A 14,991-nucleotide genomic window follows, 5' to 3' on the forward strand; every position below is an offset into this window, starting at 1 on the left:
TCCACATGCCTAAAAAAGAAGTCCAGAGCGCTCACTGGTACAAGGACGCCGTCATCTACCAGCTGCACATCAAGAGCTTCTGCGATGGCAACAGCGACGGTATCGGCGACTTCAAGGGGCTCATCTCGCGGCTGAACTATCTGGAAAACCTGGGCGTCACGGCCATCTGGCTGCTGCCCTTCTATCCTTCGCCGCTCAAGGACGACGGCTACGACATCGCGGACTACACGGCCGTGAATCCGGATTACGGGACGCTGGCGGACTTCAAGCGTTTCCTCAAGGAAGCCCATGGTCGGGACATGCGCGTCATCACCGAACTGGTGCTCAACCACACCTCGGACCAGCATGAATGGTTTCAGCGAGCCCGCAAGGCCAAGCCAGGCAGCGCCGCGCGAGACTTCTACGTCTGGAACAATACGCCGGACAGGTACAGCGAAGCGCGCATCATCTTCCAGGATTTCGAGCACTCCAACTGGAGTTGGGACCCCGTGGCCAGGGCCTACTACTGGCACCGCTTCTACGCGCACCAGCCCGACCTGAACTATGACAACCCTAAGGTTCACGCGGCCATGCTGAGGGCCCTGGACTTCTGGTTCGACCTGGGCGTGGACGGCCTGAACCTGGATGCCGTACCCTACCTATACGAACGCGAGGGCACCAACTGCGAGAATCTGCCCGAGACGTACGGTTTTCTCAAAAAGTTGCGCGCGCACGTGGATGCGCGCCATAAGGACAAGCTGCTGCTGGCCCAAGCCAACCAGTGGCCCGAGGACGCCGTATCCTATTTTGGCGACGGTGACGCCTGCCACATGGCCTTTCACTTCCCGCTCATGCCGCGCATGTTCATGGCCCTGGAGATGGAGAACCGCTATCCGGTCTTGGACATTCTGGATCAGACGCCGCACATCCCCGCGAGCTGCCAGTGGGCGCTGTTCCTGCGCAACCATGACGACTTGACCCTGGAGATGGTCACGGACGAGGAGCGGGACTACATGTACCGCATCTACGCCACGGACCCGCGGGCGCGCATCAATCTGGGCATCCGCCGTCGCCTGGCTCCGCTGCTGGGCAACGACCGGCGCAAGATCGAGCTCATGAACGTGCTGCTCATGACTTTGCCTGGCTCGCCGGTCCTCTACTACGGCGACGAGATCGGCATGGGCGACAATTACTACCTGGGGGATCGCGACGGCGTGCGCACGCCCATGCAGTGGAGCGCGGACAAGAATGCGGGATTCTCCACGGCCAATCCGCAAAAGCTGTTCCTGCCGGTGGTCATCGACCCCGAATACCACTATGAAGCCCTCAATGTTGAAACACAGACCGTGCGGCGCTCGTCGCTCCTGTGGTGGATGCGCCGGCTCATCTCCCTGCGCACACGTTTCGAGGTCTTCGGCCGGGGTTCCATCGAGTTTTTGCTGCCGGATAATGTGAAAGTGTTGGCCTTTGTTCGCCGGCTGGAAGACGAAATCGTGCTCGTGGTAGCCAACCTTTCGCACCACGCCCAGATGGTCGAGCTCGATCTGCCGGACTTCAAGTGGTTTCAGCCCGAGGACATCTTCAGCCGCGTGCGCTTCAGGGACATCGGCGAGGAGCCGTACGTGCTGACCCTGTCGCCCTTCGCCTACTATCTATTTCGGCTGCACCCGCCGCGCACGACGACCGCCGAGAGGACTGCCGCGGAGTTGCCTCGGGTTCGCGCCGCAGGTTGGGAAAGCCTCTTCGAGTCCCGCGAGGCAGTACGTGAACTGGAGGGCTCGGTCCTGCCCAGGTTCATCCGTCAACAGCGCTGGTACGGCGGCAAGGCGCGCCATGTGCGCGAAATGCGCATCCTGGAGCGCATTCCCATCAGCGTGCGCAATCCGGCCATCATTCTCCTCGTGAAGGTGGTTTATACGGAAGGCGATCCGGAGATCTACATTCTGCCCCTGTCTTTTGCTGCGCTTGGGGACGCGGAGCAGGAGCTGCCCAAGGGAACCCTGGCCTGGGCCGAGTTCGCGGACAGCCGCGGGGCCATCTACGAGGCCCTGCACAACTCCGACTTCCTGTGTGACCTGCTCTACCTCATGGCTGGCCGCAAACGGCTGGGCGCGCGCGAAGGCCGGCTGCAGGCTTCCGCAGGCCGCCATCTGCTGCAGGTCCTCGCGGGCGAGGACGTGAGCCTGGAGCCCAGGCTGCTCGGCGCGGAACAGAGCAACACATCCGTCCTTTTCGGCGGTTCGCTCATTCTCAAGCTCTATCGCCGCACCGAGCAAGGCATCCATCCCGACCTGGAAATGGCCCGCTTTCTGACCGATAAAGCCAAATTCGCGCACATTCCGCCCTTTGCCGGGGCCATCGAGTACAGGACCCGCGGCGGAGAGACCCTGGTGCTCGGGCTCATGCAAAAATTCATCCCCAACCAGGGCGACGCATGGGAACACGCCCTGGATCTGGCCATGCGCTATTTCGAACGGGTACAGGAGCTTGCGCCCGAGGCCAGGAAAATTCCTCCCGCACCACCAGCCACTCTGTTGGAGGCGGCCGAAATGCAGCTGCCCGCGCCTCTTGACGGTGTCATGTCCGGAGCCAGTTTGGAGATGGCCGAACTCCTGGGCAAACGCACGGGCCAAATGCATGTGGCCCTGGCCTCGGACGACCAGTCGGAAAGCATGCGGCCCACGCCCTTTTCAACGCTCTACCAGCGGGCCCTGTTCCAATCCATGCAGAACCTGGCTCGTGGCGAGCTGCGCCTGCTGCGCCGGACCCTGGACCAGCTGCCCGAGGCCGTGCGCGGCAACGCCAAGGCCGTTTTGGCTCTCGAAGCACGCATCATCGAACGCATGCGCGGCATTACAAGCCGCAGGATCAAGGCCCAGAAGATCCGCATCCATGGCGACTACCATTTGGGGCAGGTGCTCTACACGGGCAAGGATTTCGTCATCTACGATTTCGAAGGCGAGCCGTCCCGGCCGCTCAGCGAGCGCCGCCTCAAGCGCTCACCCATGCGCGACGTGGGCGGCATGATCCGCTCCTGGCACTATGCCGCCTACTCGGCCCTGCTCAATCACCCGTCCATCCAACGGGACGAGCAATCGGACTTCGCGCCCTGGGCTGACTTGTGGTATCTGTTCATGGGCGGGCGATTCCTGCGCGGCTATCTTGAGGCCATGCGCAGCAGCCCGCTCATTCCGTCTGATATGGAGCAGCTCGGGAATATGCTCGTACCTTTCATGCTGGAGAAAGCGGTCTACGAAATGGGTTACGAGCTGAACAACCGACCCGATTGGCTGATAATCCCCCTGCGCGGCATCATGTACCTGTGCGGGAAATGAAACCCCTTAGGCGAGGAAGCGGCATGCACTCACTGCATCATGACATCAGTCTGCTCACGGACCATGATATCTACCTGTTCAAAGAAGGTCGCCACTTCCGATTATGGGAGAAGCTCGGTTCGCATTTCATGGAGCGCCACGGCGAACGCGGAGTGCTCTTTGCGGTCTGGGCGCCCAATGCCCAGGCTGTGAGCGTCAAGGGCGACTTCAATGGATGGAGCACTGACGAGCACCCTCTGCGAGTGCGCGAGGACGGTTCGGGCATTTGGGAGGGCTTCATCACTGGTCTGGGACAAGGCACCAAGTACAAGTACCACATCCGCTCGCACTTTCATGGCTATCGCGTGGACAAGGCCGATCCGTTCGCCGTCCACTGCGAAACCCCGCCGTATACCGCGTCCATCCTGTGGGACATCGACTCGGGCCAGCCTTGGACAGACCAGGATTGGATGACCACGCGCCACGAGCGCAACGGCCTCAGCGCACCCATGGCCGTGTATGAAATGCACCTGGGCTCCTGGCAGCGCAAGATCGAAGAGGGCAACCGCTCCCTGAGTTACCGGGAGATCGCCGGCCCGCTGGTCAACTACCTCAAGGAAACGGGCTTCACGCACATCGAGCTCATGCCTGTGCAGGAGCATCCTTTCTACGGCTCCTGGGGCTACCAGAGCACAGCCTATTTCGCACCAACCTCGCGCTACGGCACGCCACAGGATTTTATGTTCCTGGTGGACGAGCTGCACAAGGCCGGAATCGGCGTCATCGTGGACTGGGTGCCCTCGCATTTCCCCACGGACGAGCACGGCCTGGGCTACTTCGACGGCACGCACCTCTTCGAGCACTCGGACCCGCGCCAGGGCTTCCACCCTGACTGGAAAAGCTTCATCTTCAACTACGACCGCTGGGAGGTGCGCTCGTTCCTCATCTCAAGCGCCCTGTTCTGGTTGGAAAAATATCATCTGGACGGCCTGCGCATGGATGCCGTGGCCTCCATGCTCTACCTGGACTACTCGCGCGGGGACGATTGGATTCCCAACAAATACGGAGGCCGGGAGAACCTCGGGGCCGTCGAGTTCCTGCGTTCGCTCAACGAAGCCGTATACCGCGACTTCCCGGATGTGCAGACTATCGCCGAGGAGTCCACGGCCTGGCCCATGGTCTCGCGGCCCATCTATGTCGGCGGGCTTGGCTTCGGCCTTAAGTGGAACATGGGCTGGATGCACGATACCCTGGATTATTTCTCTCACGAAGCCGTGCATCGCAAATACCACCACAACCAGATCACCTTCAGCATCTGGTACGCCTTCACCGAGAATTTCATGCTTTCCCTGTCCCATGACGAAGTCGTGCACGGCAAAGGCTCGCTGCTCGGCAAGATGCCTGGCGACGCGTGGCAGAAGTTCGCCAACCTGCGCCTTTTGTTCGGCTACATGTGGGCTCATCCGGGCAAGAAGCTCCTGTTCATGGGCATGGAATTCGGCCAGGGACCCGAGTGGAATCATGAAAGCAGTCTGGATTGGCATCAGCTGGAGTTGCCTGCGCACCAGGGCGTGAAGAACTGGCTTGCGGACTTGAACCGGGTTTACCGTGACTGCCCGGAGCTGCACGAAGTGGACTTTTCACCCGCCGGCTTCCGCTGGGTGGATTTCGGCGATGCCGAGCAGAGCGTGTTCAGCTTCCTGCGCATCGACTCCAAGGGCCGAGAAATGCTCATAGTGCTCAACTGTACGCCCGTGCCTCGACAGAACTACCGCCTAGGCGTGCCGCGGAGCGGTTTCTGGCGCGAGGTGCTTAACAGCGACGCAGCATACTACGGCGGCAGCGGCTGGGGCAACGCGGGCGGCGTGCAGGCGACGCCCATCCCGTCCCATGGGTTTTTCGATTCCATTTCAGTGGCCCTGCCGCCACTTGGAGTGCTTTTCTTCAGGCCCGAGGACCAGCGTCCGCGCGAACCCGAGCACAAGCGCTTCGTGTACCCCTATCCGCTCTCACCCGAAGAACCGGAGACCGAAGGATAGGTCAGGCCAGGAGCCAATCATGCGTCGTGAACGCTTCCCCCATCCAGTGCCAATCGGCCCCAGCCGCACGGCTGACGGCTGGAGCTTCACGGTCTGGGCACCGCTGGCTTCCAGCTTGGTGCTGGAATTACCCGGATCGGACCTGGACCCCGTGGATATGCGACCAGACGCCGAGGAGCCGGGTTACTGGCGAGCCGAAATAGAAGGTCTGAGCGCCGGTTCCCTGTACGGCTTCCGCATGGATCGAGGCCCTCTACGACCTGACCCGGCCTCGCACTTTCAGCCGCTGGGAGTGCATGAGCCTTCGGCCCTGGTAGACCATGAGGCTTTTCATTGGCGCAACTTGGCTTTCAAGCCGCTGACCATGGGCGAGGTAATCCTTTACGAGCTGCACATCGGAGCGTTCACTCAGGAAGGTAGTTTCCAGGCCGCGATTGCCAGGCTGGACGATCTGGCCGAGCTGGGCGTGACAGCAGTGGAAGTCATGCCCGTGGCCCAGTTTCCGGGCGAGCGTAACTGGGGCTACGACGGCGTGCACCCCTATGCGATACAGAACAGCTACGGCGGTCCACAGGGATTCAAGGCCTTTGTGGACGCCTGCCATGGGCGAGGCCTGGCCGTGATGTTGGACGTGGTTTATAACCATCTGGGGCCGGAGGGAAACTATCTGGCCGATTTCGGCCCCTACTTCTCGGCGCGCTACACCACGCCTTGGGGCCTGGCCCTGAACTTCGATGGTCCGCACAGCGACGGCGTGCGCAACTTCTTCGTGCAGAATGCGCTGTTCTGGTTCCGGCATTACCGCATCGACGGATTGCGCCTGGACGCCGTGCACTCCATACACGACGAGGGACCGCACCACTTCCTGCGCGAGTTGGCCGAGGCCCGCGACGTGTTTGCACAGGAAACCGGACGGCGGCCCTTGCTCATGGCCGAGAGCCACCTGAACAGCCCCAGGCTGGTGGAAGCGTACGCGCAGAACGGTTTGGGACTGGACGCCATGTGGAGCGACGACCTCCACCATTCCGTACACGCCTTCCTGACCGGCGAGCGGGACGGCTACTACCAGGATCATGGCAGCCTCGAGCACGTCGCCGACACGCTGGAGCACGGCTTCGCCTATGAAGGACAGCTCTCGGCCTACTGGAAGCGCGCGCAAGGCGTATCAGGAAGACATCTGCCGCCGCAGGCCTTCATAAACTTCCTCCAGACGCATGACATGACGGGCAACCGGGCCGGAGGCGAACGGCTGTCGACGCTGATCGGCTTCGAGTTGGCCAAGGCCGCGGCGGCCCTGCTCCTGCTTACGCCCTACACGCCGCTCCTGTTCATGGGCGAAGAGTATGCCGAGAACAATCCTTTCCTTTACTTCGTAAGCCATGGCGACCATGGGCTAGTGGAAGCGGTGCGAAACGGCCGCAAACGGGAATTCGCCGACTTTGCCTGGAACAAATCGTCCGCCGAGTCCTCCGAGCCAGCCGACCCACAGGACGAGGAGACATTTCAGCGCTCAAAGCTTGATTGGGACAAACGCTCGCAGGGACTGCACGCGCGCATGCTGGCTTATTATCGAGAGTGCATCAGGCTGCGCAAGCTCCTGTTCACCCTTGCCGATACAACCCCCCATGTGGACAAGATATCCGCCGGGACATTCGGCCCGGATACTGACGCGGCGGAACTCAAGCATGGATTGCGCGCTCTGGCCACGGATCAGGCCGGAGTGCTGGCCTTGGACATGCACTTCCAGGCAGGCCATCTGCTGGTTATCTTCAACTTTTCGGCAACCCCTCTGGACCGGCTGGATTCCTTGCTGCCACGGGCCCCATTCATGACCGAGGTCCTGTCTTCGGCCGATGCCCGCTGGGGTGGGCCCGAGGACATCATCACCGGCCGCACGGAGAACATTCTCTACTGCCCGCCGGCCAGCGCCCTTGTTCTGGCTGATGAACGCCTGGCGAGCTACCTGATGTAGCCCTGTTCCTCCAGATAGAGAAAAACCTCCTGGGCCGCCTCGGTGGGCGTCATCTCCGAGGTATCTATGCGCAGCTCAGGATTTGAGGGGGCAATGTACGGATCGTCCACACCAGTTACGCCCTTCATGAGCCCTGCCCTGGCCTTGGCATATATGCCCTTGCGGTCGCGCATTTCGCAGACCGACAGCGGCGTGCACATGTGTACTTCGATGAAACCGCCGTAGCCCTGGATGAGTTCGCGCACGATCTGGCGGGGCTCCTCATAGGGTGCGATGGGAGCGCAGATGGCGATGCCGCCGTTCTTGGTGATCTCGCTGGCCACAAATCCTATGCGTCGTATGTTCAGTTCCCGGTGCTCCCGGCTGAAACTCAGCTCGCTGGAGAGATTCTTGCGCACGATGTCGCCGTCCAGCAGTGTCACGGGACGGTCACTCATCTCCATGAACTTGGCCAGAAGCACCTTGGCCAAGGTGGATTTGCCCGCTCCGGACAGGCCTGTAAGAAAAATGGTGAAGCCTTGCCTGTGCCTGGGCGGATATGCCTTGCGCAGTTCCGCCACAACCTCTGGAAAGGAATACCAATCCGGAATTTCCAGATCCTCCATAAGCCTGCGCCTCAACTCGGCCGAGGAGATCTCCTTGACCGACATGCCGGGCTGGACCTCATCCACGGCGATGTACTGGGACTTGTCCTCGACATAGACCATACGCCTGATGGGCACCATGGTGATGCCGATGTCGCCCACGTGCTCGGCCAATACATCCTGGGCACTACCACGCGGGTAGAATAGGTCCTGCCCGTTGGCGGCGAAGGGATCGCCCTGATCCTCGGAAACCATGTAATGCGTGCAACCGAAATTCTTGCGCACTATGGCCTGCAGGAGCACTTCCCGTGGCCCGGCGAAACGCTCCGCAAAGGGAGTCAGCCCAAGCCGGATCATGTTGCGGGGGAATTTCTGAACAAACTGCTTGTAGCAATGGACAAGGGTGAAATAGTCCAGGTCCCCCGAACGCGGCCTGCCCACGACCGGATGCAGCAGGATGCTGGCTCCGGCTTCGCGTGCCGCACGCAGAATCATCTCCTTGTGCGCGCAGTGCAGATTGTCACGAGTATGAAAACCAATCACCTTGCGCCAGCCATTCTGAGAAAAGATCCGATGCGTTTCCGAGGGCGTCAGACGCAGCTCGGGGAAATCATAATGCTGGGGCAGATGCAGCCCCTCGATCTTGCCGCCCACGTACCAAGGCTTGGTCTCCTCGAAGAAAGCGCGCACACCGGGGTGGCGTGCCGGGTCCCTGGTGCCATAGACCACCTCGGCCTCCCGCCCCAGGTCGGGTTGCCAGATGTCCTCGACATGGAGCACGGCCAGCATGAAGCCTTCGCCGTCGCGTATGGCCAGGGACTCGCCCGGGGCCAGACTGCTCGCAAGTTTCTCGGTCACGTCCAGGCAGATGGGAATAGGCCACAAGGCGCCATCTGGCAGACGCATGTGCTCCAGCACTGATTCGTACTCATCGCGCGTCATGAAGCCCTGCAGCGGATAGAAGGCCCGATTGACCAGCAATTCGAGATCGCAAAGTTGACGGACGCCCAAGTCCACGGAAGGATAGCTCACGGACTCGCTCTTGATGCTCTCGACCCGTCGAAAATGCACGAGCAGGCTTTCAGCATAAGGAGAAAACTGGGGTTTCACAGTCATGGTCTAACTCCATGGACCTCTGCATGATTAGCAGGCTTTCCTCAGCGCGAAGCAGAAACAGCCGATACGACCAAGTTGAGAATAGGCTTTTTTCCGCCAGGGCGACAATAGGTATGATTGAGCAGTATACAGCTTCCGTCTTGGCGCATGCAGCCTGTTACGCTGGCTGATAAGAGCTTAAGCGCAGCGCTCAGGCACCTGGACATGCGTCTGCTTGAGAAACGCCGCAGGCGGGAATAGTTGGAAGCCATTGCCTTAATGAGAGCGTACCGATTCTCAGTACCCACCTGCAAGCTGCTTACTATGGCGTAAGAGGTTGGTGTTCTTTGACGGATCGCCCTGATGGTCAACGGCCTCGCCCATGTGCCATGCACATGGGCTTGCGTTCCTCCAGCCTTCTGGAAGTCCTCAGGCAATGGACATAGCTGCATAATCATGCCATGTGATGCGCATCACCGAACAGCGTTCCCATCATCGCCAGCAAGGATGAATTGTATGAGCAGGTCCTTGGATGTCGTGACGGCCGAGTCTGCCGTTTCCAGGATTCTCGGTATCACGAACGAGCTGAACCGACTCCAGGATGTGGATGCCATACTCGACCGCATTCTCTTCGAGGCAAGACAGCTGTCAAAGGCCGATGCGGGATCAATTTTTCTTGTCGAAGATGGCAAGCTGCGCTTCAGTTATATGCAGAACGACACGCTCTTTGGAAAGCAGAGCCTTACTCCAGCCGTGTACTCCAACTTCAGCGTACCTATCGACGAGACATCCATCGTGGGATATGTGGCCAAGACAGGCGAAATTTTAGTTATCGATGATGCTTATCAGCTTAATCCCGAGCAGCCATACAGCTTCAACCGTTCCTACGACGAAAAGAGCGGCTATCGCACCACCTCCATCATGACCATCCCCCTGCGTTCCTTCGAGGATCGCCTGCTGGGGGTCATGCAGATCATCAATGCCATGGACGAGGAGAATAAATTTACTTCGTTCGGGCCTGACAGTCGCATTTACCTTCCCCTGTTCGCCAGTCATGCCACGGGAGCCATTGAGCGCAGTAGGATGACTCGCGAGATCATCCTGCGCATGATGCGCATGGCCGAGTTGCACGACCCGCGCGAAACAGGCCAGCATGTTCAGCGAGTCGGGGCTTTTGCCGCGGAAATCTATCACCGCTACGCATTGAACAAGGGCTACTCCCGCGAGCAGATTCGTTACATGAAGGGCATGATTAGGCTGGCGGCCATGCTCCATGATGTGGGTAAAATCGGCGTTCCAGACTCGGTGCTAAAGAAGCCAGGCAAGCTCACGGACGAGGAATTCGATCTAATGAAACTGCATACGCTGAAGGGTGCCCGCCTGTTCAGTCAACCGACTTCGGAGTTGGATCGTCTGTGTGGCGCCATCGCCATGCACCATCATGAAAAATGGAATGGCACGGGCTATCCGGGTCACTGGGCCGAGAACTCCACCCAGGCGGAACAACCTCAGCCGCTTTCCGGCGAAAACATTCCGCTGGGCGCGCGCATCGTTGCCGTGGCAGACGTGTATGACGCGCTCATGTCCGTTCGCTGCTATAAGGAACCCTGGCCCGAAGAACGCGTGTTGGAGACGTTGCGCAAGGACGCGGGCTCACATTTCGATCCCGAAGTAGTCGAGGCTTTTTTCCAGATTCACGATGTCATCGTGGCGATTCGCGAAAAATACCAGGAGATCCCTGCCGAAGCTGCCGCTTGCAGAACAGTGGTGGCCCCATAGCGCTTCAGGCTTGAAAGGCAGCTCTAATCTAAGGCAAAGGCCCCCTAATAACCTTAAAAACAAGCCGTGCGGGCCAGGAAGGCCTGGAGGTTTCTGGCCATCGGGGCCGGGTCCATACACACTTTAAACCGCTTTTCCAACCAGTTGATGAATCTGATGGCTATGACTCAGCAAGCCAAAGCGGTCGCAGCTTGCCTACAGCTTGGCCGCAGGCGCTAAAACCTCACGCACAGCTCGCGCGATACCAGCCTCATTCAGAGCAAGCCGCGCTCGCAACTCAGATTGGGAGCCATGCTCCACAAAAATGTCCGGAATACCCTGCTGGCGTATGGTCCGGCCAGAGAGCATGTCTTTGCTGGCCAACAATTCGAGTACAGCCGAGCCAAAACCTCCGGCCTGCACATTTTCCTCCACCAAGAGGATGGTCTTGAAGCGTTCTGCCAGTTCCATAAGCTGGGCTTCGGGCAGTGGTTTGACGAATCGGGCGTTGAAGACCGCCACCTGCAGCCCGTCCTCGCGCTCCAGGCGTTCGGCGGCGGCCAGTGATGGATGGACCCGGTTGCCGATGGCCACCAGGAGAGCATCCTTGCCCTCGCGCAAAAGTTCGCCCTGACCAAGAGGCATGGGGTTAAGCCCATCGGACAGCGGAGAACCCAGGCCGACGCCACGCGGATAGCGCACTGCGCAAGGTCCATTATGGCTCAAAGCGGTCTTGACCATGAGACGCAATTCGGCTTCATCCTTTGGGGCCATGATAACCAGGTTGGGAATATGCCGCAGGAAAGACAAGTCGAACACGCCATGGTGCGTGGGGCCGTCCTCCCCCACCAGCCCTCCCCGGTCCAGGAAAAAGCTCACCGGCAAGTTCTGCAGACAAACGTCATGCACAATCTGGTCGTAGGAACGTTGCAGGAATGTGGAATAAATGGCCACAACCGGTCTGAAACCTTGGGAGGCCAGTCCTGCAGCAAAGGTCACCGCATGCTGCTCGCAGATGCCGACATCCACGAAGCGTGAAGGGAATTCTTCGCGGAAACGTGTGAGGCCCGTACCCTCCGGCATGGCGGCTGTGATGGCGATGATCTTTTCATCCTGTCTGGCAAGCTCGCATAAGGTTTGGCCAAAGACTTCCGTGAAAGATGGGTAGCTGCAGTTGCCGTATTTGAGAGCTTGACCCGTTTCGGGCTCAAAGCAGCCCACGCCATGAAAGTAGGTGGGATTCTTTTCGGCCGGCGCGTAGCCCTTACCCTTCTTTGTGAGTACGTGCACCAAAATGGGGCCTTTGAGATTGCGCACTTGCTCGAAAATCTCAATGAGTTCTCCCAAATCGTGGCCATTAATAGGCCCTAGGTAATTGAAGCCGAAGGATTGGAAAAGCATGCCCGGTGTGAACAGGCCTTTAAATGAGTCTTCGCTACGACGGGCATACTTAAGCAGATCCTCGCCTATGCGCGGCACGCTTTTGAGAAAACCTTCGACCTCACGCTTGAGCTTGGTAAGCAGCGGTCCGGAAAGCTTGCGCGAGAGAAATAGGGACAATGCGCCAACGTTCTTGGAAATGGACATTTCATTGTCATTGAGCACAACGACCATATCCAAACCCATGCCGCCGGCCTGATTCAAGCCTTCATAGGCCAACCCCGCGGTCATGGAACCGTCGCCGATGACGGACAGCACGTTATGCTTCTTGCCGCCGAGATCACGCGCCAAGGCCATGCCCAGTGCTGCGGAGATGGATGTGGAAGAATGCCCAACTCCGAAGTGGTCGTACTCGGGACTCTCGGCGATGCGGGGAAAGCCGGAGATGCCTCCCAACTGGCGCAAAGTATGGAAGCGCTCGGCGCGGCCAGTCAGGATCTTATAGGCATAGGCTTGGTGGCCCACATCCCAAACGATGCGGTCGGCATGCGGATCATAGACCTTGAGCAAGGCCAAGGTCAGTTCCACCACGCCAAGACTTGGAGCCAGGTGTCCGCCATGCTTGGAAACGGTATCGATTATCAGCTCGCGCACTTCTCCCGCAAGCCGCTCCAGCTCGGTCACGCTTAGGCCACGCACCATATCGGGTGTGGTTTGTGTCAAGAGCGGCTTCTGCGCCGCATCATTTTCAGCCATGCGCGTGAGCCCCTGCTCAAGCTGTCGGCCTCCGCCGGGCTTGCCGCTCCGACGCGGAAATCTGGAATTCATGCTTGCCATGTGCGCCTTTATCCCTTCAAAATCCTAACTGACCCGCTCGACTATATAGAACGCAAGCTGACGCAGGAAGTCGGCCTCCGAGGTCGAATACTCTTCCAAACACTCTACAGCCCTGTCCACGTAAAGCCGGGCAAGCCTGTGACTCTCGGCAAGACCCACCAAGCTTGGATATGTGTTCTTGCCTGCCTGCTCGTCGCTGCCCACGGGCTTACCAATCTCCTGCTCATTACCTACCACGTCCAGGATGTCGTCGGCGATCTGAAAGGCAACCCCGATGGCAGCGCCATAGGTGGAGGCCTTTTCCAGCACGGAGGCTTTGGAGCCTGCCAACATGGCCCCGCTGAGACAAGCCACGCGGATGAGCGCGCCGGTTTTCATGGCGTGCATTGTCTGGAGCTGATCCAGGCTAATCCCGGCTTTGCCCGTATACTCCATGTCCAAGGCCTGTCCTCCGACCATACCTCCAGCGCCTGCGGCGGCAGCCACGGCCTTCATCGCACAGACCACTCGTTCGGCCGGAAGAGACTCCGCCGCTTGAGCCATAAGCGAAAAAGCCTCGGTGAGCAGGCCGTCTCCGGCCAAAATGGCGGTGGCTTCGTCGAACTGTTTATGGTTGGAGGGCTTGCCCCGGCGCAGGTCGTCATTGTCCATGGCGGGCAGATCGTCATGGATTAGGGAATAGGTATGAATGAGCTCAAGCGATGCAGCAAACGGCATGGCCTTCTCCATGCCCAGCCCGCAAAGTTTGGCCCACTTGAGGCATAGCACCGGCCGCAGGCGTTTGCCGCCGGCCAGCAGGCTGTATTCCATGGATGTCAGAAGACGCTCTGGAACTCCTCGACCATGCAGGCTTGTGCGCAAAAAGCCTTCCACATGCCTTGCCGAAGCGAGCAAGTCCTCTTTAATCGCCGGCAGACCCATCGCCTCCCTCCCGCGGTTCGAACTCCATGAGCACTCCGTCCTGGTACATGGTGATTTCGTGCCGGGCCCGGTCCAACTCCTGACGGCACGCCTGGGCGAGTTGCAGACCCTCCTTGTACAGGGCCACGCCTTCCTCCAGGGGCAAATCCGCCTGCTCCAACCGTTCCACGATCTGACGCAAGCGTTCCAGCCTGCGCTCGAATTCACCTTGTGTCCGTGTCATGTACGATCCTAGTTTACTCCGCTCAGCAAGGGCTCCGGATCCACGGCCTGACCGAGCACATACAGGCCAAAATGCAGGTGGGGACCAGTAACTCGCCCGGTACTGCCCACCTGGCCGATGGTCTCGCCTCTGGAGACCACTTGGCCAGGTGTGACTGTTGTCTTAGACAAATGCAGGTAGGCGCTAATGACGCCTTGGCCATGATCCAGATAGACGCTCTGACCTGCATAATAGTGATCCCCTGTCAGAACAACCAGGCCTTCATCCACCGCCAGCACTAGCTCGCCCTGAGGCGCGGCGATATCGAGGCCTCGGTGGGGAGTTCTAGGCTGGCCGTTGAAGACCCTCCTCAACCCGTAGATACTCGATATCCTGCCGGGCGTTGGTCTGATCATGGGCAAGTTCCAGAAGCGCTCGGCCGTAATCGTGGCAAGAGCCTTGCCCACGATGCGTGACTCTTCCTCGATGCGCGGCCAATATTTCTTGGGTGGCTGGACCATATTGGGGTCCACGCTGAGCCGCTGCACCGGATATGTTTTCTCGGACACGCGAATCTCGCGGGAAATGCTGCTTTTCTGTCCATCCAGACTGATACGTATTGCAATGGGCTCCATGGGCTTATATTTCCGCTTCACATCGGTACCCAGCAAAACCACAGCCTTGTAGGCATCGCCTTCCCTACGCACAATGGCCGGTACCTCTTTGCCCAACCAGGCAACGGCCACATTCTCCATGGGCAAAGGTGAACTCACGCTGACCAGAAACGGCTCGCCCCTATACGTCTGCTCAGGAACCTCGATATCGAATGGTGCGGCCAGCGCGGCTCCAACCATCAGAAAGCACGCTATGGTGCCCAGTAATACCCGGACAACAGACTGAAGAATAATAA

Annotated in this window: 9 protein-coding genes; 4 read left to right on the plus strand and 5 right to left on the minus strand. The window is 59.4% G+C overall.

Translation table 11 applies throughout. The features are described 5' to 3' along the window. Positions 1-5 precede the first annotated feature (5 nt). The 3 genes from treS to treZ are packed head-to-tail and all read left to right on the plus strand — an operon-like array spanning position 6 to position 7,304. The gene (gene treS, locus H585_RS0108845; RefSeq protein WP_027367561.1) at positions 6-3,314 is read left to right on the plus strand and encodes a maltose alpha-D-glucosyltransferase; all 3,309 of its coding nucleotides are present in this window, start codon (positions 6-8) and stop codon (positions 3,312-3,314) included. 23 nt (positions 3,315-3,337) lie between these two features. Next, a complete protein-coding gene (gene glgB / locus H585_RS0108850) occupies positions 3,338-5,332 on the plus strand; it encodes a 1,4-alpha-glucan branching protein GlgB (protein WP_014260932.1) in 1,995 nt (664 codons plus the stop codon). Positions 5,333-5,351: 19 nt separating this feature from the next. Then, positions 5,352-7,304 carry a malto-oligosyltrehalose trehalohydrolase gene (treZ, locus tag H585_RS0108855; protein WP_027367562.1) on the plus strand — a complete coding sequence of 651 codons (1,953 nt, stop codon included), beginning with the start codon at positions 5,352-5,354 and terminating at the stop codon, positions 7,302-7,304. Here treZ and H585_RS0108860 read toward each other — a convergent pair. Further along, positions 7,292-9,004 (minus strand): bifunctional sulfate adenylyltransferase/adenylylsulfate kinase, encoded by a 1,713-nt coding sequence (locus tag H585_RS0108860; RefSeq protein WP_027367563.1) that lies wholly within the window; start codon positions 9,002-9,004, stop codon positions 7,292-7,294. The two genes, treZ and H585_RS0108860, sit on opposite strands and share 13 nt — an antisense overlap. 495 nt (positions 9,005-9,499) lie before the next feature. Between H585_RS0108860 and H585_RS0108865 the strand changes: the two genes are divergently transcribed. Beyond that, on the plus strand, positions 9,500-10,762 hold the full coding sequence (locus tag H585_RS0108865) for an HD domain-containing phosphohydrolase (protein WP_027367564.1): 1,263 nt from the start codon (positions 9,500-9,502) through the stop codon (positions 10,760-10,762). Positions 10,763-10,957: 195 nt separating this feature from the next. On the opposite strand, the gene dxs is transcribed toward H585_RS0108865, so the two are convergent. From dxs to H585_RS0108885, 4 genes are all read right to left on the minus strand, one after another. Next, positions 10,958-12,877 carry a 1-deoxy-D-xylulose-5-phosphate synthase gene (gene dxs / locus H585_RS0108870; RefSeq protein WP_034627572.1) on the minus strand — a complete coding sequence of 640 codons (1,920 nt, stop codon included), beginning with the start codon at positions 12,875-12,877 and terminating at the stop codon, positions 10,958-10,960. 105 nt (positions 12,878-12,982) lie between these two features. Continuing rightward, a complete protein-coding gene (locus tag H585_RS0108875) occupies positions 12,983-13,879 on the minus strand; it encodes a polyprenyl synthetase family protein (protein ID WP_027367566.1) in 897 nt (298 codons plus the stop codon). Then, positions 13,860-14,102, minus strand: a complete 243-nt coding sequence (gene xseB, locus H585_RS0108880; protein ID WP_027367567.1) for an exodeoxyribonuclease VII small subunit — start codon at positions 14,100-14,102, stop codon at positions 13,860-13,862. The genes H585_RS0108875 and xseB overlap by 20 nt, the downstream gene beginning before the upstream one ends. An 8-nt stretch (positions 14,103-14,110) precedes the next feature. Then, complete coding sequence (locus tag H585_RS0108885; protein WP_244432506.1) at positions 14,111-14,935, minus strand: M23 family metallopeptidase; 825 nt, start codon at positions 14,933-14,935, stop codon at positions 14,111-14,113. Positions 14,936-14,991: the final 56 nt, after the last annotated feature.

This window comes from Desulfocurvibacter africanus subsp. africanus DSM 2603 (assembly GCF_000422545.1).
Taxonomy (GTDB): Bacteria; Desulfobacterota; Desulfovibrionia; order Desulfovibrionales; family Desulfovibrionaceae; genus Desulfocurvibacter; species Desulfocurvibacter africanus.